The following is an 18,079-nucleotide window of genomic DNA, read 5'->3' as shown; positions in this document are numbered from 1 at the left end:
GCATCGCTCGCAAAGTGTCCGTGTACGTCGACAATTGGGAGAAACGCAGTCATGTCAACGATCCTCTTCGATTACCTGATGCCGGTGCTCGGTCCGGACCAGGCCGCGTACTGGGCTTCGGTCTTCATGATCAACCCGACCTGACCTCACGGTTTCCGTCCACGCGGTGGTCGCCTTCCGTTAACCAGACGGGAGGCGACTTTCGCCGGTTGCCGCTAGCATCCCGCAGCGTGACCAGAACTACCGCCGCCATCGCGGCCAGCTCCACCGTCTTCGCCGCTCTGCTGCTCGCCGGCTGCGGCGGCGAGGACAAGGCGGCCGCGCCCGCCGCCTCGGCCTCCAGCGCCGCCGCGGCCTCCGCCGCTTCGATCATCGACAGTGCCCGCGCCGGCACCTTCGTGGTCAGCTACAAGTCCGCGTTCCCGAAGCTGGCCGCGGGCCGCACCGACGCCCAGATCGCCGGAATTCTCACCGAGACCTGCACGAACGTGAAGGGCGGCAAGTCCGAGGACGCGATCGTCACCGACATCATCAAACTGGCCAAGAACGGCACCGTCGAGGCCTCCAAGGAAGAGGCGCAGTCGGTCTACCAGATGGCCAAGATCATGTGCGCTTAGTCCTTGGGTGCGAGGAACCGGGGCAGGTACCGCAACAGGTAGGCGACTCCGATCATGACGAGGATCGCTACCAGCGGAATCAACATGGACATGGTTGCCTCACTTACCTTGGGGCTGCTGCGGTTCCGGCGCCTCGGCGGCGCCGGTGCACCGTTCCAGGAAGCGCGCGGCGAGGATTTCCCTGGCCGCTGCCTCCTACGCCCAGCTCCATCATGCACCCAGGAGGGTCGGTTGAGCTGGGAAATTTCGCTCCAGTAATCCCCGCGATTCGCTAACATCTGGCTACCATTTACCAGGCGCACCGGGCCCGTCCCGGAGCGAGCTCGTCCGCTAGGCCAGCAGTACTCGTCCAGATCACGGCGTTCCGCGAGGTTCGCCACAACTCGAAGGAGTTCAGATGAGCAGCATGTTGCCCGGAAGTTCGGAAGAGAAGAGCAGCGCCAACATCGTCGCCAACATCCTCACCTTCCTCGCGGGGCTGGCCGTCTAGTTCGAGCCTGAAACGCCGGTGCTGTATCTACAGCACCGGCGTTTCGTGGGTTCTGGGCGGACGAGTCGGCCTCTAAGCCGGATCCTGTCCCCGGCTCGCGCCGGGTGACGACCATCCATCTGGACACACCGTTGCCGGGTGCCTCGAGCGGCCCACCCGCAGGCTCGGGCGAGCAGCCCTCGAACGCCTGCGCAGCCGCACCGCGAGGTGCGACCTTCGACCTTGCTCCGGGCGGGGTTTACCTAGCCGCCCCGGTCACCCGGGGCGCTGGTGCGCTCTTACCGCACCGTTTCACCCTTACCGGCCCACACCCTCTTTCGAAGGCAATGCGCCGGCGGTCTGTTTTCTGTGGCACTGTCCCGCGGGTCACCCCGGGTTGCCGTTAGCAACCGCCCTGCTCTGTGGAGTCCGGACTTTCCTCGGCGACGGGCGGCGGCACAGCGGTGCCCGTTCCCTTCGCCGCGGTCGCCCGGCCAACTCGTCCGCGTGCCCAGCGTAGCTGGTGCTTAGCAGCCCACCCAACCACGCCGCGAAAGCGGGAGCCGAACACAGTACGGTAATGGCCCATGGAACGTCTCGAGGTCAGTTTCCCGTCGGGTAACGAGCATTGCGCCGGCTGGCTGTACCCTCCCGCAGGCGTCCCCAAGCCCCGCCCGCTCGTGGTGATGGGGCACGGCCTGGGGGGCACACGGGATATGGGTCTGGATCGCTACGCCCGGCGGTTCGCCGCCGCGGGGATGGCGGTGCTGATATTCGACTACCGGCATTTCGGCGCCAGCGCCGGTGCGCCCCGGCAGGTGATCAACATTTCCAAGCAGCGCGAGGACTGGCGCAATGCCATCGCCTACGCGCGCACCCTGCGCGGTATCGACAAGACGCGAATCGCGTTGTGGGGCACGTCCTTCGGGGGCGGGCACGTGCTGTCGGTGGCGCCCGAGGACGACTATCTGGCCGCGGTCGTGGCGCAGGTGCCGTTCACCAGCGGGCTGGCCTCGGGGCTGGCGAAGGGACCGATCAGCCTGACCAAGGTCGCCACCCTCGCCACCACCGACCTGCTGCTCGGGCCGATCCGCCGCAAGCCGATCCGGGTGAAACTGGCGGGGCGCAAACGATCGGCGGCGTTGATGTCGGCCTCGGACGTGCCCGAGGGTTACGGCAGACTGGCCGAGGAGAGCCTGACCTACGAGCCGAAAGTCGCAGCGCGCTTCGCGTTTTCGGCGCTGTTCGATTCACCGGGGCGGCGCGCCAAGGGTTTGAAGGTGCCGGTGTTCTACGCCGTGGCCGACAACGATTCGATCGCGCCCGTCAAGCCGACGCTGAAGGCGGCCGAGCGGACGAAACACGCAGTGGTGAAACGGTATCCGGTGGGGCACTTCGACGTGTACTTCGATGATGTCTTCGAGCAGGCGGTGTACGACCAGACCGAATTCCTGGTCTCGGTACTGCGCCCCTGATCATCGGCGCAGCGGCGTGCGGTATCGTGAATCGACGGTTTCTACCGGGTGATCGCTCACCCCTGTCGATGGCCCCGATGTGCCGCGAAGCATCGCTGATATGAATTCTGTTCTCTCCCTGGGGAAGGGCTTCCCCATTCCGCTGTGACGGCCGCGCGGATTCGCAGCCGCCCCGAACTGCGCCGCCAACGCCGCCAGCGCTCACACGGCTGCTGGAATCACATTCTCGCCGCGCCACTGTGGCCCAAACACGGGGTGAATCTCGGCACGCTGCTGCGTACCTGCGACGCGGTCGGCGCATGCCTGGTGGTGCCGCGCAAGCCATGGGTGCCCGATGCGCTCGACCACGGCAACACACTGCGCAAGCCGCAGTGCGTGCATTGGGTCGACGGACGGGTGGACCGCTGGCTGGCACGGCAGAAAGCGGGCGGCTCGGCGATTGTCGGTGTCGAGCTCACCGACGAATCCATCCGCCTCGCCGATCTGCCACCGGCCCGCAAACGCACGATCATGGTGCTCGGCCACGAAGCCGACGGGATTCCGCCGGAAGGGCTCGAACACCTCGATCTCGCAGTGGAAATCCCGATGGTCGGCACCGGCCACAGCCTCAATGTCGCAGTGGCCGGTTCGCTCGTGCTCTACAAACTCGCGGGGCTGTGCTAAATGGGCTGGAATCCGGCGCCGACGCCGCCCATCCGGTTGACCTCGCCCAGGATCAGATCGATGGAGGTGAAGTAGGCCGGCGAGTGGATGGGGTCATTGGGTGCGGAGCACGGGACGTCGAATCGGATACCCGCGATGCTGATGAACCGGCCTTGATTCATCCCGACCAGGCGATCATCGACGGTCACCGGGCCGCCGGAATCGCCTGGCAGGGAACAGGATTGGTTCAGGGTGTTGTAGTCGAGGTTGCCCCAGACGACGCCGCAGTCGGAACCGGTGGTGCGGCCGTTGGAGCACACGACAGCGCCGAAGCCAGGAGCTGGTGCGGTGCCGGCGATGGTGGTGGCGCCGACGGTGCGCAGCGGAATGACCTTGTCGGTGTCGAATTCGATCACCGCGAAATCCAAGCCCTGACCCTCGTCGGAGAAGGCGACTCTGCCGATCACCCCGGCGCCCGGCTGATGCTCGGCCTTGACCAGGGCTCCGGCGCCGGTGCAGTGACCGGCGGTCAAACCCACCAGGCGGCCTGCGCCGTCGTGTCCGATCGTCGTCACCGAGCACACCGCTTCGTCGTCCAGGATGATGCCCGAGCCGCCGCCCATCGCGACGGTTGGTTCTGCTTGCAGCTCACCCGCAAACAGTGTTCCGATACCGGCGAGGACCAGGATCGCCGCCGCCAAACGCCGAGATGCCAGCACAGTTACCTCTTCCAAAAGGGGAGAAAGGGACTTGTCGGACAATCTTCAGCAACATTAGTGGCAGAGTCGCCAACCTTGATCTCAACACGCACAACGCAATCCGCGTGGCGTTCGCCAGAGCTGTCGTCCCGGCATGCTTTTGGCCGGGACCCAGGTCAAACCGTGGGTCCCGGCCGAAGACGGAAAGTTAGTCGGGCCAGGTACCCGTCACCGATTGATAGCCGGTGGCACTAGCGCGGTTCAGCGCCGCCCGGACCAATCCGAAGATGGCCCCCTGCAATGCCGCCGCGGCCAGAATCTCTTGCCAGCCATGGTCTTTCGCGGTGGCGTCCGGCGCCTCGTCCTCGCCCGTCAGCAACCCCCACACCTTGCTGAACACCGCGCCCGCGAGCAGCCCGCCCAGCACGCTGATCAGCATTTCCAGCGGCTTGTACAAAGTACGCATCAGTTCCTCCGCAGTAGACGCCAAAGCACCGCGGCCGCAGCGACGACCGCGATCGTAAGTACCGGTACGGCTTTGCTCTTCTTCCCGGCCGGAGCGTTCGCTTCCGCGCGCTCGACCAGATCCCGGGCCTTGGTGCGCACCCGGTCCACCGCGTCGGTCGCCGTATACGCGGCCTGGGCCGTGCCATCGTCCGCGCGGTGCTTCATATCGGCCGCCTTTCCCTTGGCGGCTCCGGCGATCTCATGTAGCCGGTCGATTTCGGAGGTGGCTTTTCGTGGGTTCATGCACGTCTCCTTTCGTCATCGATTCTTTGGGGGCGTCTGCCGAACCTCTTGGCTCGGCCAAGGATTCTTTTGGGGCGCCGGAATCTTCATCCGCCTCCTGCCGTGGGGGCAGGAACGGCTCCTGCTCGGGTGGCATCCCTTCCTCGATCCGGCGCCCGCGCGCCAGTTCCGCGTCGAATTCCGCGCCCAGTAGCACGGCGATATTCGAAATCCACAGCCAGACAAGGAACACCGCGACACCGCCGAGGGATCCGTAGGTCTTGTTGTAGGACCCGAAATTGGCGACGTAGAAGGCGAATCCGGCCGAGGCAGCGACCCACAGCAGCACGGCGAGCGCGCTGCCCGGGCTGAGCCAGCGGACCCCTGGCTGTTTCGCGTTCGGCGCCACCCAATACAGCAGGGCGAACGCCAGGTTGATCAGGATCGCCAGGACCGGCCACTTGAGGATGTCCCAGGCCGTCACCCCGGCCGACCCGACACCGATCCATTGACCCACCCGGTCCGCGATGCCGCCGGTGGCGACCACCCCGACGGCGCACACCGCCAGCAACACCACCATGAGGGCGGTCAGGCCGACCCGCACCGGGATCGTCTTCCACATCGGGCGGCCCTCGTCGACGTCGTACACCGCGTTCGCGGCCCGCATGAACGCCCCGATGTATCCGGACGCCGTCCACAGCGCCGTCAGCAGGCCGATGATGGCCAGCGGGCCCGCGATCTGCTGGGACCCTTGCAATTCCTTGATCGCGTCGACCAGCAACGCGGTGCCGCTACCGGCCCCGATGTCCTCGACCGTCTGGATCAACGTCTGGGTCTGCGAGTCGCCCATCAACCCGAGCAGCGCGGTACACACGATGATCGCGGGGAAGATCGACAACATCGAGTAGTAGGTGAGGGCCGCTGCCCAGTCCATCAGGTTGTCGTCCTGGAATTCGGCGACCGTCCGCTTCAATACTCCCCACCAGGACCGCCATTTCAACTGTGTCGGGCCTACCGACCAATCCGTCTTGTGCTCATCCTTGTGCCCAACACCGCGCATCGCGTCACCTCCCGATCGAAGGCCGCAATACCCGCCCCTACCAGCCCCAAACTCTCAGGGAGATCACCCCTTTGGCCCGGCGGGACGACGCCGTCTTCGGGGTGCGGCGTGCGAAAACGACTTCACCGCCGCGCCTTTCGTGGCCACGGCGGTGAATCGCGATTCGTGCAGCGGTTAGACCGGGCGGAAACCCGCGCCCGCGCCGCCCATTTCGTCGAGGGCCATGAGGATCTCGTCGATCGGCGCGAAATACGCCGGCGAGTGGATCGGGTTGGCCGCGGTGGTGCACGGGATATCGAAGCCGATGCCCGCCAGGCCGGTGAGGCGGCCCAGGTTCATGCCGACCAGCCGGTCGCCCACGGTGACCGGGCCGCCGGAATCGCCCGGCTTGGAGCAGGCCTGGTTGAGCGTGGTGATCGGGTCGAGGTTGCCCCAGACCAGACCGCAGCCCGGGCCGCTGCTGCGGCCGTTGGAGCAGACGGTGCTACCGGGCGTCGGGCGCGCGCCGATGCCGTTGATGGTGGTGGCGCCGACGGTGCGCACCGGAGTGACACGCTCCTTGTCGAAGACGAGCACCCCGAAATCCAGCCCCTCCCCGTCGTCGGAGTAGGCGACGATGCCGACCGCGCCCGCGCGCAGCTGCGTCTCCGAGCCGACCAGCGAGCCGGTGGGCGCGCAGTGACCGGCGGTCAGGCCGACCAGTCGTCCCGCGTTGTCGTAGCCGATGGCGGCCAGCGAACACGCGTGATTGTTTTCGAAGACCAGCCCCGAGCTCCCGCCCAGCACAACACTCCCCGGATCGGCCTGCGCGGTACCTGCCAGGGCAGCACCCACACCCGCGATGACGGCAGCAATGGCCGCCACGCCTCTGAACTTCACGTAGAACTCTTTCTCTCGAAACATTGGCCGGCACCCGGTTTCCCGGGCCGCCGGCCACACCCACACATCATGGAGCACCACCCCGACAGGGTTCTCCCCCGCACTGTCTATCGATCGAATACGGGGTTAACACTCGGCTACTACTCCGCCTGTGGATCGGCTTTACACACCTGGTTGTTACTTCGGTGCGCGCGGATCCGTCGCTGTCAGGCGAGGTAGGAGGTGTCGTTGACGAGGCGGACGGAGGAGCCGCCGTCTGGGTAGAACTCGGCGATGGAGAGTGACGCGAGATCCAGGTGCAGGCGGTAGAGCAGGGACGGGCCGACACCGAGGGCCAGTTGGAGGAGAGTCTTGATCGGGGTGACGTGGCTGACGACCACGACGTTCTCCTCCGCGTACATCGCGACCAGATCCCGGCGCACAGCCTCGATGCGTTCCCGGACCGCGTCGAAGCTCTCGCCGCCCGGTGGGGTCACCGAGGTATCGCCGAGCCAGCGCGAGTGCAGCTCCGGATCCTGTTGCGACGCTTCGGAAAACGTCAGACCTTCCCAGTCACCGAAGTCGGTTTCGATGAGTCCGTCGAGCACGCGCACCGGGACATCCAGCGCACCGGCTACGGCCTCGGCGGTTTCGCGAGCACGTCCGAGGGGCGAGCTGACGACGGCGGCGATACCGCCTTTCGCCGCAAGCATTTTCGCGGCTCGCGCGGCCTGCTCCCGGCCCAGGGCGGTGAGCGGCGGATTACCCCGGCCCGAATACCTACGCTGCACAGAGAGTTCCGTCTGCCCGTGGCGCAACAGCAGCATGCGGGTCGGGCGGCCGACTGCCCCCGTCCAGCCCGGGCTGGATGTGGCCACCGACTCGCGCGCGGCTCCGGAGTTCGGCGTACTCCCCTCATCCGTTGCTGGGTCCGGCACCAAATCGAGATCATCCGGAACTGATGGGGGCGCGCTCTGGGGTGATGCCGCCGCGGATTCCGGCTCATCGATCCACGGCGGCGGACTCGCCTCGGCGGCACGGGCGCTCTCGGACGCACCGACTCGGTACTCGCCGACCGAATCACTATGTCCCGCAGCGCGTGCCGCACGCACCTCATCGATCAGCGGCGCGTCATCCATGGCCTCATTGGCCAAACGGTCCGCGTACGCGTTCTCGGCCCGCGGTATCCAGTCGAAACTCACCCGCTCGAAACCGGCCACCAGCCGACGGGCCCGATCAGCGAGCGGAATCATGGCCGCGTGCTTGATCTTCCACCGCCCCGACATCTGCTCGACAACCAGCTTGGAATCCATCCGCACCTCAACGGTGCGCGCCCCGAGCTCCGCCGCCGCCTCCAGCCCTGCGATCAACCCCCGATACTCCGCGACGTTATTCGTTGCGACGCCCACACTTTCGCGCCGCTCGGCAAGCACAGTCACATGATCGGCGGCAAAGACGACAGCCCCATACCCCGCAGGCCCAGGATTACCCCGCGACCCACCGTCAGCCTCCACGATCACATGCGCGTTCTTCACCAAGCCTCCTCGCCTGACCCAACCAATGCCGACCTCCGATAGAGCCAACCACATCCCGCCCCGACATCCTGGCACCACACATCGTCAGCCGAGCCAGCCATCCACTCGCCGAGCATCGCCTACAGATGGTGCTCACCAGCAAAGGCGTTGCACGCAGGGCAGCGATGACATCGGTTCGGTGCGGATGCGCACCGTGATCCGGGCCAGCGTCTCGGTCTCGGCCTCCCCACAGAGACGGTGCCGACCAGTTCGCAGATGCGAACGGCCGGTCCGGTACCCGGCATATGTCGGGCGGCTCGATGGCGGCCGGCGATCGGATCGGTGCGGAAACCCACCGCGATCCGGGGCAGCGTCGCAATATCGGCCTCGGCGTACAGACTGCCAGCCAGTCCTGCGACGGGTCGACACTGATCCCGGCATAGTTGAGCTGCTTCGATATCGGCCGGGCTTACGTCGAGTCGATAGAGGAACACACCATGACGAGTCAATGCCGCGATATCAGGCTGGCGTAGAAGCGGTGCCGGATCGCTCCTCCGGCGGACCGGTCCGGCACCCGGCGTATGTCGGGCGGCCTCGATGTCGGGCGAGAACACGTCGGATCGGTGCGGAAACACACCGTGGTCCCGGCATTTTCGGCCGGGACCACGGGGTTGTCTCGATTGCAGTTGTCATCGCGTGGATGCGACCGTCGTGGTCGCACCAGGGCGAAGGGGCCGTGGTTACAGGCCGGATTCCTTGGTGCGCACCATGATTGCGCCGCATTCCGGGCAGCGGACGACGGAATCGGGGGCGGCCTTGGCGATGCGGGCGATTTCGCCGCGGTCCAGTTCGATGCGGCAGGCGCCGCATCGGCGGGCCTGGAGCAGGGCTGCGCCTACGCCGTTCCGGGTGCGCTGCTTGTCGTAGATGGTGAGGAGTTCGGCTGGGAACAGTTCCACCAGTTTGGTGCGGTCCTGGTCGCAACGGCCTTGTGCCACATCTAGATCCGCGATCGCTTCGTCGCGCAGGCGCTGGGCGTCGGAGAGTTCCTCTTCGGTCTTGCTGAGGCGGGCGCCGGCATGATCGTGGTCGGAAGCCGAGGCTTCGCGGCGTTCCATCACCTCGAGCAGTTCGTCCTCCAGCACCGAGCGGCGGCGCTCCAGGCTGCCCAGCTCGTGCTGGATCTCCGAAAGCTGTTTGGCGGCAACGCTTCCCGAGGTCAGCATGCCGCGGTCCCGCTCTTCACGCTTGCGGACGGCGTCGACCTCGCCCTCCAGCTTGCGGATGTCCCGATCGAGATCGTCGATCTGGATCTCCACCGCCACCGCGGCGTCCTTGTGCTTGTTGCGCTCCGCCTCCAGCCGCGCCACCTCCTGCTGCTCGGGCAGCACGGTGCGCCGATGCGAGATCCGCGTCAGCTCGGCGTCGACAGCGGCGAGCTGGAGCAGCTTGGCCTGGACCGGTGGTTCGACATTCAACGCGGGGAAACTCCTGAACGCTATGGACGGATGGGTGGCAGCCGTGCCGCCGAAGGCGGCGAATGCCAAGGCTCCACGGTACCCCGGTGCGGAAGGGTTGACGGCCATTGCCCGCGCGCTACCCGGCCGTCCCCGCCCGCGACCGGGCGGCGGTCAGCTGCGGGAATACGTCCGTCGCCGGTCAGCGGCCGGATTTGGGTTTACGATCAGCGCTAGATCGAACTTCTAGGGGGTTACCGTGCCCGGCTTGGATTGCTCCGGCCGCACGACGTGGCGCAGCTGAGGGTTCTGCGCCCTGATCGGGGAAAAGGCTGGAACCGCGAGTGGGTCCGGTGCGTCATATAGTTACGGAGGGGAAAAATCAACGCCTACGCCAGGAGAGACATGCGTATCGCCTACGTTCTACGGACCGTGATGGCTGGAGCCGCTGTGGTGGGGCTGGCCGCTGGGTGCGGGACGGGGAAGTCTGTGGAGGGGACGGCCAAGCCGACTACCCGGAATCCTGACGCGATCCAAGTGTGGGATCCGTGCACACAGTTGGGCGACGAGGCGTTGCGGAAGACACGGGTCGACCCGGCGACGAAGGACGTCACCACCAATCCAGCACACGGCCCGGCGTCATGGCGGGTTTGCTCGTGGAATTCCACTGAGCTCCCTTACTTCCTGATGGTCCTATCGACTAGCCACACGCAGGACGAATCTCGGGCCAACACGAAGCTCACTGGCTTCAAAGACGTCACGATCGGTTCTCGAAAAGGCATGACCTACCAGGACAAATCGGACACCCGTGGTGATGTCTGCTACGTCAGCTTGCCTGCCGAGCAGGGCATGGTCGAGGTGGCGGTGAGCTGGCGGGCATCGAAACCTATTACAGCTGATCGATGTGAACGGGCCATCGCCCACGCGCAAGAACTCGAACCATACCTGCCGAAGTGAGACGCGCGTGTACTTCATTTCGAACTTGAACACTGGGAGGGAACCCGATGGCGGTCGAGGGCCAGAAGAACACCTGGCAGACATTTAAAACTCAAGCTCTCGCAGGCGAGCTGAAGATGGACACCGACATCGGTGAGGCGCTTCGCAAGCGCTGCGAGACCTTCATTGACGCACTCGACGTCATGAAGAAGGACGCCCAAGCTCTTGACCACCTGTCGGGTTACGGCACCCTTCCTTCCGCCCTGGCGTTGCAGAAGAAATTCGAGCAGAAGGCGTCCGGTGACGGCTCCGCGGCGAAAGTGATCGAACAGCACATCGAGGTCGTCAAGCTGATGCATGACACCTACGCCGCAGCGATCGGCAAAATCACACAAGCCGATCAGTCCGCCGCGTTGTCCACGAAGCAGCAGACCGAAGAGGTGAAGTAATGGTCGTCCCCCTCATTGCCGCCGGCGCTGCGCTCATAGGCATCAGCGGCGTCGGAATTGATGGCCACCAGAAATCTGATCAACAGAACAACGACGAGCGAGGTGAACGGTCCAAGGCCAACCAAGAATGGGGTGGCGACCGAAACATCATCAACAACGAGTACAGCGGTCTCACCGACAAGTACAACGTGCCGGACAACGTCAAAGTGCTTGTAGGTGACGCGAACGAGGCTTTCAAGACTTGGGATCATCAGAAGATCTGGGACGCGCTCAACAACGAAAAAGGCGTCACATCGGGCGATATCAACTCAGGTGCTGACGGCTGGCGCAACCTGGTCAGAAAGACCAACGAGGCGATCACTGCGTTCAGGGATGGCGTTACCAACGACATCAATGAAAAGTGGAAGGGCGCGGCGGCGAACGCCGCGGCGCAGGGGACACAGGCCTACATCACAGAGACCGAAAAGCTTTCGACTGCTTTCCAGCAGGTTGCCAACAGCATTGATCTCTTCCAGGGCTACATCGTCCAAGCCAAGGATTCGATCACTGAGCCGAAAGAAGTGTCCACCGTAGGCGAGATCGTCGGCCACATCCCCGGCAACGGCGTGCTGAAGCTCGAGAAGCACCGCGCCAACGAGGCCGCCGCGAACGCCCAGGACATCATGGAGTCCATCTACAAGCCGGGCGCGCAGAAGGTCGACGGGCAGACTCCGAAGCTTCCGGAGCCGTACAGCACTGTCACTCAGAGCACCAATCAAGGACCCTCCGCTGGTCCTACCGGTGGCCCGACCAGCGGACCCACGGGTGGCCCCACCGCAGGCCCGACCGGCGGACCCACCGGCTCTCCGGTCAGCAGCCCTACCGGCGCTCCCACCACCCCGGCCACCACCGACGCCCCGACGAGCGCCCAATCGACCGGCACTCCGGCGACCGGCGTTCCCACCACCGCTGTCCCGACATCCGGCGTCCCCACGACCCCGGCCACCACCAACGTGCCCAGCTCGAACGTCCCCACCACCGCGGTCCCCAAGACAGGCACCCCGGGCTCGGGCACCCCGAAGCTCGGCAGCGGTACTCCGGCGGCGAGCGCGACCCCGGGCACGCCCAAAACCGTTTCCGCCGTCCCCGGCACCAACACCGCCACTGGTACCGGCGCCAACAGCAAGGGCACCGGTTCCGGCGCCGGCCGCAATGGCATGCCGGGTATGGGTGGCATGGGAAGCCGCGGCGGTCAGGGACAGGATGACGACGAGCACAAGATCCCGGACTATCTGATCCAGGACCGCGAGACCGAGCTGCTCGGCATTCAGCCGCGCGTGCTCCCGCCCGGCGGGGTCATCGGCGGCTGAGTCAGATCACTTCGAAGGTTCGAGAACTACACATGAGTGAATTACGTTGGCAGCTGGACGGACTCGCGTTCGACGTGCTGCTGGAGGCGGTGGGTCGCGACCGCTGGCCGTACCCGTTGAGTTTCCTGCCGCCGTTCATGGAATGCCACGACGACTGGGAGTACGCGCGCAAGCTGGCGGCCGAGCGGGTGCAGGGCGTGTTCGACGAACGCCTGTATCGGGCGATGGTCGTGTTGCTGGAACCGCAGGTGCGCATCGAGATCCACGGGTTCCACGGTCCGCAGCTGTCGCAGGTGGTGCGTATCCATGCGGGCATCGTGGATCGGGATGCCGTGGTGGCCGTGCAGCAGCCGGGGCCCGATCCGCAGCACGGTCGTGATGTCGTGCTCACGATGGGCAGCGCGCGCCTGCTGCCTTCGGAGATCGTCGCGAAACTGCCGCGCTGCCAAGGAGGTTCGCATCCGCCGTTCGGCGCCCGCCGCTCTGATCTGGCGGAGACCGATTACACCGGCTATTCGATGCGGCCGTCTCCCGGGCAGCAGTTGAACCGGTTCTTCCGGCGGCCGCGCACCAGTCTGGGTGAGATCACCGTCTATCCGAGCATCGCCTACGACGCCCGGCCCACCAAGGACGGTCAGGCTTTTCACTGGCTGGACTACCCGGATGACGGCCGGTATCTGCTGGTCAACCACAACGACGACGACCTCAGTGTGACGCCGGGCGCGACGGATGAGCTGCTGCGGCAACTGCAGTACCGCATCGAAGCCTGTCAGCGGTCGCGCACCAATGCCTGGTAATCCCAGCGCTTTTGCGGAATCCGCCGTCGCCCGGGCGGGGGATCAGTCGGGTTTGCGGACCTTGATGGCGTCGCGGGAGATGTAGACGTCCCATTCACCCGGGACCGCGATGACCGCGTTTCCGTATGCCGAACGCACGAAAGGCTTTGTCCACCATTCGCCTTCGCGCATGTCGTCGTAGAAGTCCTTGTCGCTGCCGTTGAGGAAGATGTGGCGCTGGGTGGTCGGTTCGCCGTCGGTGCGCTGGCCGTACAGGCGGCTCACCTTGTATCCGGAGTGGAAGCCGAGAGCGTTCACCCAGGGTTCCAGTTCCACGATGTTGGCCTGCATCGCCCACTGGTCACCCTGGACCAGGTGCTTCTCCCGCCGGTCCGGTTCGCCGTCCTGGCCGAAGAGGGTGAGGTCGACTTCGAGCTGATGGTCTTGCCCGGGAACCTCGTTCACCACGACGTGCGCGGCTTTGATCTCGCCGCTCAGCCCGAGGTAGGTCTGCATGAGGGTGGCGAACCACAGCAGCACCACCGCGACCACGAGCAGCACCAAGCCTGCCGACCCGCGCCCGAGCAGGATCCGGATACCGCCGACTCGGCGCACCTTGATCAGCGCCGAGATCAGCAGTGCCAGCCCCAGCACGATGAGCAGGATCATCGCGATCTGCACGACCCCGAAGTCCACAGAGAAGTTCATGCGCTGGTTATACCCCCGATCGGCCCGTCAATTCGCACGATCGCGGCAACCTGAACTGCCTAGCGCCACTTGATACTTCATGTGGCTAACGGTCGAGGGTTTCGAAGCCGGTGAGCGGGACACTCGATGATCGTGTTCGACACTTTCACGTTGGAACAAGTCACGGTCGGCGAGGTCACGCTGCGGATTCGGCACGGCGGGCGGGGCTCGCCGCTGCTGCTTCTGCACGGGCATCCGCGCACGCACACGACCTGGCATCGCGTGGCCCCGCTGCTCGCGCGGCACCACACGGTAATCTGCCCGGATCTGCGCGGTTATGGCGAATCCACTGTCGTCCCAACCACACCCGACCACGCGCCCTACTCCAAACGGGCGATGGCGGCGGACATGCTCGCCCTCATGCGGCACCTCGGACACGAGCAGTTCGCCGTCGCGGGCCATGATCGCGGCAGCTACGTCGCGTTCCGCCTGGCCCTCGACCATCCGGACGCGGTAACCGCCCTGACCGTGATGGACTCCGTTCCGATCGGCGAAGCGCTGGCCCGCTGCGATGCCAGGTTCGCCGAGGCTTGGTATCACTGGTTCTTCTTCGCGCAGCCCGAAACCCCTGAACGCGTCATCAACGCCGACCCGGACGCCTGGTATGCCGCACCACACAACAGCCCGGAAGCGATGGGCGCCAGCAACTTCGCCGACTTCCACCACGCCATCCACAACCCGCGCACCGTCTACGCCATGCTCGAGGATTACCGCGCAGGCCTCTCCGTGGACCGCACCCACGATGACGCCGACCGTGCTACCGGCCGCCGCGTCGCCTGCCCCACCCAGGTGTTGTGGAGCACCAAGGACGATCTCGAATACCTCTACGGGGACGTCCTCGACGTGTGGCGTCCCTGGACCACCGCACTTCAGGGTGGTCCCATCCCCTCCGCCCACCACATGGCCGAAGAAGCGCCCACCGAAGTTGCCGACGCCCTCACCACCTTCCTGGCCTCGGTCGCGTCCACGCCGCGGAATCCATAACCAGCAAAGCCTCAGGCGGCGATGACTTTTCGCGCAGCCGCGCCATAAGCGACGTGACTCCGGCCATCCCGCCGCCGCGAGCTTCGCCATGGTTCGCGGCAAGAAAATTCGACTGGCCCGATCCGGCGACGCCGTGTCAATCTGACCGGATGGCTGAGCAGGCAGAACCGGGTAGACCTCTGGGCTCGGTCCAAGCGGCTCCAGTGTCCCAGCGCACGATGGAGTGCCTGCCGCGGGACCCGGCCTGGGCCACGGGGGTGGCGCTGGCACCGATCCTGTTCCTCTTCGTATCGTTGGCCGCGGAACGCGTCGTGGACAAAAGCACGATGATCGGCGAGGTGTTTGCCCTCTGGACTTTCATCGGTATCGCCGGGCAATTGATGTTCGGGCCGCTGACTGTGGTGCTGCTGATCGGCGCGTTCGCGTTGGGACGGCGCGAATTTCGTGTCGGGCGTTGGTTCGCGTCGGTCGGCTGTTCGGCCATGGTTCTTCTTTGCACCATCATCACCTTGGGCATTCTCGGCCAAGCGTTCGGACCTGACCCGCGGCGTGATCCGAGCGAGCGGAGCCCGCTGGAATCACTCGGCGGGGCGTCGCTCGTCGGCTTGCCGTTCCTAGCTCTCGGGGTGGCGAACGCGTACGTGGTCATGCGTCTCAGGAAACGACCCGCCAGCTAGTCAGTCGCCCGCGCTGACCGTCCACGGGTCGGTGCGCAGCGTGCTGACTCGGGTTTCCAAGCCGGGCAGTGCATTTCGAACGATCGCCTCCGCCTGACCGCACCACGGGAACTCGGTGGCCCAGTGTGCTGCGTCGACCAGGGCGGGGCCGCCCGCGCGCAGGTGTTCGTCGGCGGGGTGATGGCGCAGGTCGGAGGTGACGTAGGCGTCGACGCCGAGGGCCGAGACTTTGCCCAGGTAGGAGTCGCCCGCGCCGCCGCACACGGCGACCGTCTGGATCATCCGATCCGGGTCGCCGGCGGAACGGACGCCCCACACGGTCTGCGGCAGGGCCGCGCCGACACGAGCGGTGAAGTCGCGCAACGTTTCCGGCTCCGGAAGGGTGCCGACCCGGCCGATACCGAGCCCCGACGGCAGCGCGGCCCGTTCGGTGACGTGATACGCGGGCTCCTCGTACGGGTGCGCGGCGCGCAGGGCGGCCAATACGGAAGTGCGGGCCGAAGGCGGCGCGATGACTTCGACGCGGTCCTCCTCCACATGCTCCAGGTCACCGATCGAGCCGATCGCCGGGTTCGCCCCCGTCATCGGCCGGAACTGCCCCAGACTCGCGGTGCGCGAGGCGCATTCGTGGTACGCGCCCTGACCACCGGCACCCGCGGCGAACAGTGCCGTCAGGACCTGATCGGTGTGCGTGCGGGGCACCTGGATCACCCAGCTGTCGACAGCCGCAGTGGGTTTCGGATCGAGCGGTCCGGTCACGGTGAGGCCGATCGCCGCCGCGAGCGCGTCGGAAACGCCCGGATCGGCGGAGTCCGCGTTGGTATGCGCCGAGAACAACGCGCACCCCGATCGGATAAGCCGGTGCAGCAGCGCGCCTTTCGGGGTGTCCGCCGCCACCGAATCCACCCCGCGCAGCAACAGAGGATGGTGCACGACCAAAGCCTGTGCCCGCCAGTCGATGGCCTCGTCGACAACTCCGGCCGTGGCGTCCACCGCGAACAGGACCCGGGTCACCTCGTCCTCGGGATCCCCGCACACCAGCCCCACCGAATCCCACGACTCCGCCAGCTTCGGCGGGTACGCCGCGTCCAGCACTCCGATGAGTTCCGCCAGCGTCGTCACGATCCACCTTCCATCGATTTACTTACTTCCAACAACTCCGGACGATCACTGCGCTTCCGGCCGGACCATGCGAGCTCAGCGCATGTCACAAACCTGACGCACGGATCGCCGCAACCAGCCGATCGACCTCGGCAGCGCCGCGCACCGCCACTCGCAAGTGGTCCGGACCGAGGCCGGGGAAGGTGTCGGCGCGCCGGACGGCGATACCTTGGTCGGCCAGGTGCTTTCGGAGCAGTTCACCATCGGTGACGCGCAAGAGCAGAAAAGGCCCCTGGGCGGGGGTGTGGATCTGGACCCCGACTTCGGTCAGTCGCGCGATCATCGAATCACGGTCGGCGGCAATCACTTCTGCCCGGTGCTGCGCTTCGGCCACCGCGCGGGGTTCGGCGGTGGCGATGATCGCCTCCAATTGCAGTGTCCCCAGCGGCCAATGCGCGCGGCCGTGGTTCAACCGGGCCAAAACCTCAGGCGCACCGAGGAAATACCCGCAGCGCAGCCCCGCCAGGGCCCAGGTCTTGGTCAGGCTACGCAGCACCAGAATGTCGGGAGCGCGCAAGCTGGCCAGCGATTCCGGTTCTCCCGCAACCGCATCGGCGAATGCCTCGTCGACGACCACGATCCGGCCCGGACGGCGCAGTGCGTGAATCGCCGCCGTGGGATGCAGGACGGAGGTCGGGTTGGTGGGGTTGCCCAGCACCACGAGGTCGGCGTCGTCGGGAACGACCGCCGACTCCAGCCGGTACGGCGGCTCCAGCGGCACCCGATGCACCGGCACCCCGGCCTCGCGCAACGCCAGTTCCGGCTCGGTGAACGACGGATGCACCACCGCCGCCGAACGCGGCGCCAGTTTCGGCAGCATCGCGAATCCTTCGGCGGCCCCGGCCAGCAGCAGCACCTCGCCCGGATCCCGGCCGTGCCGAGCCGCCACCGCGGCCCGCGCGTCAGCGTCCTCGGCGGCGCTCGGATAGCGGCCCAGCGCGTCCAGCCGCGCGGCCAGCCGCGCCCGCAACCACTCCGGCGGCGCGCTGCCCTGCACGTTCACCGCGAAGTCGAGCATGCCCGGCACCGCATCCACATCACCGTGGTGACGTAGTTTCGCGTGGTCGACACTCTCCTCGGGCACCAGATCACCGTAGTAGGTCACTCCTCGGGGAGCGGAATCAATTCGAGGTGCTCGGGTGCGGTGATGCAGCCACGGCCGGCCATCAAGCTCACCGAATCGCCGCGTGCGATCAGCCATTCGCCGCACACACAGCGGAGGTAGCGAACGGAACGGTGCGAGGACACCTGCATCGGGGAGGGCCAGGAGCAGGCCGGGCACGCGGGGGACATGGGTGTCAAGACTGGGTAACCCCCGCTCCTAATGCAATCATCGCGGCGGCGTGGCGGAGCTCCGATCTGCCCGGACCCGCCCAATCGCTGCGACACGCGGTGACACACCGAAGAATCGGTGCGCCGGTCCGGCTCGATCGGCCCGAGGTCGCGTCCGGCGGTGGCGGGCGGCACAACTCGGCACCCCG

The 18,079-nt window shown here is 66.2% G+C and carries 19 protein-coding genes and 1 other RNA gene; 9 read left to right on the top strand and 11 right to left on the bottom strand.

The window, feature by feature from the left end:
* Positions 1 to 230: 230 nt before the first annotated feature.
* Entirely contained in the window at positions 231 to 617 is a 387-nt protein-coding gene (locus IBX22_RS30915) for a hypothetical protein (protein WP_194819280.1), read from the top strand.
* Between the two features lie 547 nt (positions 618 to 1,164).
* Here IBX22_RS30915 and rnpB read toward each other — a convergent pair.
* Positions 1,165 to 1,588, bottom strand: an RNA gene (gene rnpB, locus IBX22_RS30910) — RNase P RNA component class A.
* Between the two features lie 85 nt (positions 1,589 to 1,673).
* Here rnpB and IBX22_RS30905 point away from each other — a divergent pair.
* Together IBX22_RS30905 and IBX22_RS30900 are read left to right on the top strand one after the other, a co-directional pair.
* Positions 1,674 to 2,561 (top strand): alpha/beta hydrolase, encoded by an 888-nt coding sequence (locus tag IBX22_RS30905; RefSeq protein WP_194819279.1) that lies wholly within the window; start codon positions 1,674 to 1,676, stop codon positions 2,559 to 2,561.
* 144 nt (positions 2,562 to 2,705) lie between these two features.
* On the top strand, positions 2,706 to 3,224 hold the full coding sequence (locus IBX22_RS30900; protein ID WP_194819278.1) for a TrmH family RNA methyltransferase: 519 nt from the start codon (positions 2,706 to 2,708) through the stop codon (positions 3,222 to 3,224).
* Here the strand turns inward: IBX22_RS30900 and IBX22_RS30895 are convergent.
* The 7 genes from IBX22_RS30895 to IBX22_RS30865 all read right to left on the bottom strand — a co-directional run bounded on the left by IBX22_RS30895 (position 3,221) and on the right by IBX22_RS30865 (position 9,540).
* Entirely contained in the window at positions 3,221 to 3,922 is a 702-nt protein-coding gene (locus tag IBX22_RS30895; protein WP_309234856.1) for a hypothetical protein, read from the bottom strand. The genes IBX22_RS30900 and IBX22_RS30895 overlap by 4 nt on opposite strands.
* A gap of 187 nt (positions 3,923 to 4,109) precedes the next feature.
* A complete protein-coding gene (locus tag IBX22_RS30890; protein WP_194819277.1) occupies positions 4,110 to 4,367 on the bottom strand; it encodes a DUF4235 domain-containing protein in 258 nt (85 codons plus the stop codon).
* Positions 4,367 to 4,651 (bottom strand): hypothetical protein, encoded by a 285-nt coding sequence (locus tag IBX22_RS30885; RefSeq protein ID WP_194819276.1) that lies wholly within the window; start codon positions 4,649 to 4,651, stop codon positions 4,367 to 4,369. The genes IBX22_RS30890 and IBX22_RS30885 overlap by 1 nt, the downstream gene beginning before the upstream one ends.
* On the bottom strand, positions 4,608 to 5,690 hold the full coding sequence (locus tag IBX22_RS30880) for a YihY/virulence factor BrkB family protein (RefSeq protein WP_194819275.1): 1,083 nt from the start codon (positions 5,688 to 5,690) through the stop codon (positions 4,608 to 4,610). The genes IBX22_RS30885 and IBX22_RS30880 overlap by 44 nt, the downstream gene beginning before the upstream one ends.
* A 174-nt stretch (positions 5,691 to 5,864) precedes the next feature.
* Entirely contained in the window at positions 5,865 to 6,569 is a 705-nt protein-coding gene (locus IBX22_RS30875; RefSeq protein ID WP_309234855.1) for a hypothetical protein, read from the bottom strand.
* Between the two features lie 206 nt (positions 6,570 to 6,775).
* Entirely contained in the window at positions 6,776 to 8,083 is a 1,308-nt protein-coding gene (locus IBX22_RS30870; protein ID WP_309234854.1) for a bifunctional RNase H/acid phosphatase, read from the bottom strand.
* Positions 8,084 to 8,802: 719 nt separating this feature from the next.
* Positions 8,803 to 9,540 (bottom strand): zinc ribbon domain-containing protein, encoded by a 738-nt coding sequence (locus IBX22_RS30865; protein ID WP_194819530.1) that lies wholly within the window; start codon positions 9,538 to 9,540, stop codon positions 8,803 to 8,805.
* A gap of 384 nt (positions 9,541 to 9,924) precedes the next feature.
* Between IBX22_RS30865 and IBX22_RS30860 the strand changes: the two genes are divergently transcribed.
* Genes IBX22_RS30860 through IBX22_RS30845 form a run of 4 tightly spaced genes read left to right on the top strand, consistent with a single transcriptional unit; the run spans position 9,925 to position 13,050 of the window.
* Positions 9,925 to 10,476, top strand: a complete 552-nt coding sequence (locus tag IBX22_RS30860) for a DUF3558 domain-containing protein (RefSeq protein WP_194819273.1) — start codon at positions 9,925 to 9,927, stop codon at positions 10,474 to 10,476.
* 47 nt (positions 10,477 to 10,523) lie between these two features.
* Entirely contained in the window at positions 10,524 to 10,904 is a 381-nt protein-coding gene (locus tag IBX22_RS30855) for a hypothetical protein (RefSeq protein ID WP_194819272.1), read from the top strand.
* The gene (locus IBX22_RS30850; RefSeq protein WP_194819271.1) at positions 10,904 to 12,253 is read left to right on the top strand and encodes a hypothetical protein; all 1,350 of its coding nucleotides are present in this window, start codon (positions 10,904 to 10,906) and stop codon (positions 12,251 to 12,253) included. Before IBX22_RS30855 ends, IBX22_RS30850 begins: the two co-directional genes overlap by 1 nt.
* A 32-nt stretch (positions 12,254 to 12,285) precedes the next feature.
* On the top strand, positions 12,286 to 13,050 hold the full coding sequence (locus IBX22_RS30845) for an ESX secretion-associated protein EspG (RefSeq protein WP_194819270.1): 765 nt from the start codon (positions 12,286 to 12,288) through the stop codon (positions 13,048 to 13,050).
* Between the two features lie 42 nt (positions 13,051 to 13,092).
* On the opposite strand, the gene IBX22_RS30840 is transcribed toward IBX22_RS30845, so the two are convergent.
* A complete protein-coding gene (locus IBX22_RS30840) occupies positions 13,093 to 13,737 on the bottom strand; it encodes a hypothetical protein (protein WP_194819269.1) in 645 nt (214 codons plus the stop codon).
* 132 nt (positions 13,738 to 13,869) lie between these two features.
* On the opposite strand from IBX22_RS30840, the gene IBX22_RS30835 reads away from it, so the two are divergent.
* Together IBX22_RS30835 and IBX22_RS30830 are read left to right on the top strand one after the other, a co-directional pair.
* Positions 13,870 to 14,760, top strand: coding sequence for an alpha/beta fold hydrolase (locus IBX22_RS30835; RefSeq protein ID WP_194819268.1), 891 nt, complete (start codon positions 13,870 to 13,872; stop codon positions 14,758 to 14,760).
* Positions 14,761 to 14,909: 149 nt separating this feature from the next.
* The gene (locus IBX22_RS30830; RefSeq protein WP_194819267.1) at positions 14,910 to 15,437 is read left to right on the top strand and encodes a hypothetical protein; all 528 of its coding nucleotides are present in this window, start codon (positions 14,910 to 14,912) and stop codon (positions 15,435 to 15,437) included.
* Here the strand turns inward: IBX22_RS30830 and IBX22_RS30825 are convergent, their stop codons facing one another.
* Both IBX22_RS30825 and cobC read right to left on the bottom strand, forming a co-directional pair.
* A complete protein-coding gene (locus IBX22_RS30825; RefSeq protein ID WP_194819266.1) occupies positions 15,438 to 16,559 on the bottom strand; it encodes a Nif3-like dinuclear metal center hexameric protein in 1,122 nt (373 codons plus the stop codon).
* Between the two features lie 85 nt (positions 16,560 to 16,644).
* Positions 16,645 to 17,682: an Rv2231c family pyridoxal phosphate-dependent protein CobC gene (gene cobC / locus IBX22_RS30820; protein WP_309234853.1), complete on the bottom strand. Its 1,038-nt coding sequence runs from the start codon at positions 17,680 to 17,682 to the stop codon at positions 16,645 to 16,647.
* Between the last annotated feature and the right edge of the window lie 397 nt (positions 17,683 to 18,079).

Origin of the sequence: Nocardia sp. XZ_19_385 (assembly GCF_015355755.1) — a bacterium.
Taxonomy (GTDB): Bacteria; Actinomycetota; Actinomycetes; order Mycobacteriales; family Mycobacteriaceae; genus Nocardia.
The sequence above is the reverse complement of the archived record's forward strand: the minus strand, read 5'-3'. Positions and strand labels throughout refer to the sequence as shown.

Coding starts and splice junctions, on each gene's coding strand:
- IBX22_RS30905 (WP_194819279.1), top strand. CDS start 1,674: ATGGAACGTCTCGAGGTCAGTTTCCCGTCGGGTAACGAGCATTGCGCC.
- IBX22_RS30890 (WP_194819277.1), bottom strand. CDS start 4,367: ATGCGTACTTTGTACAAGCCGCTGGAAATGCTGATCAGCGTGCTGGGC.
- IBX22_RS30885 (WP_194819276.1), bottom strand. CDS start 4,651: ATGAACCCACGAAAAGCCACCTCCGAAATCGACCGGCTACATGAGATC.
- IBX22_RS30880 (WP_194819275.1), bottom strand. CDS start 5,690: ATGCGCGGTGTTGGGCACAAGGATGAGCACAAGACGGATTGGTCGGTA.
- IBX22_RS30860 (WP_194819273.1), top strand. CDS start 9,925: ATGCGTATCGCCTACGTTCTACGGACCGTGATGGCTGGAGCCGCTGTG.
- IBX22_RS30855 (WP_194819272.1), top strand. CDS start 10,524: ATGGCGGTCGAGGGCCAGAAGAACACCTGGCAGACATTTAAAACTCAA.
- IBX22_RS30850 (WP_194819271.1), top strand. CDS start 10,904: ATGGTCGTCCCCCTCATTGCCGCCGGCGCTGCGCTCATAGGCATCAGC.
- IBX22_RS30845 (WP_194819270.1), top strand. CDS start 12,286: ATGAGTGAATTACGTTGGCAGCTGGACGGACTCGCGTTCGACGTGCTG.
- IBX22_RS30840 (WP_194819269.1), bottom strand. CDS start 13,737: ATGAACTTCTCTGTGGACTTCGGGGTCGTGCAGATCGCGATGATCCTG.
- IBX22_RS30830 (WP_194819267.1), top strand. CDS start 14,910: ATGGCTGAGCAGGCAGAACCGGGTAGACCTCTGGGCTCGGTCCAAGCG.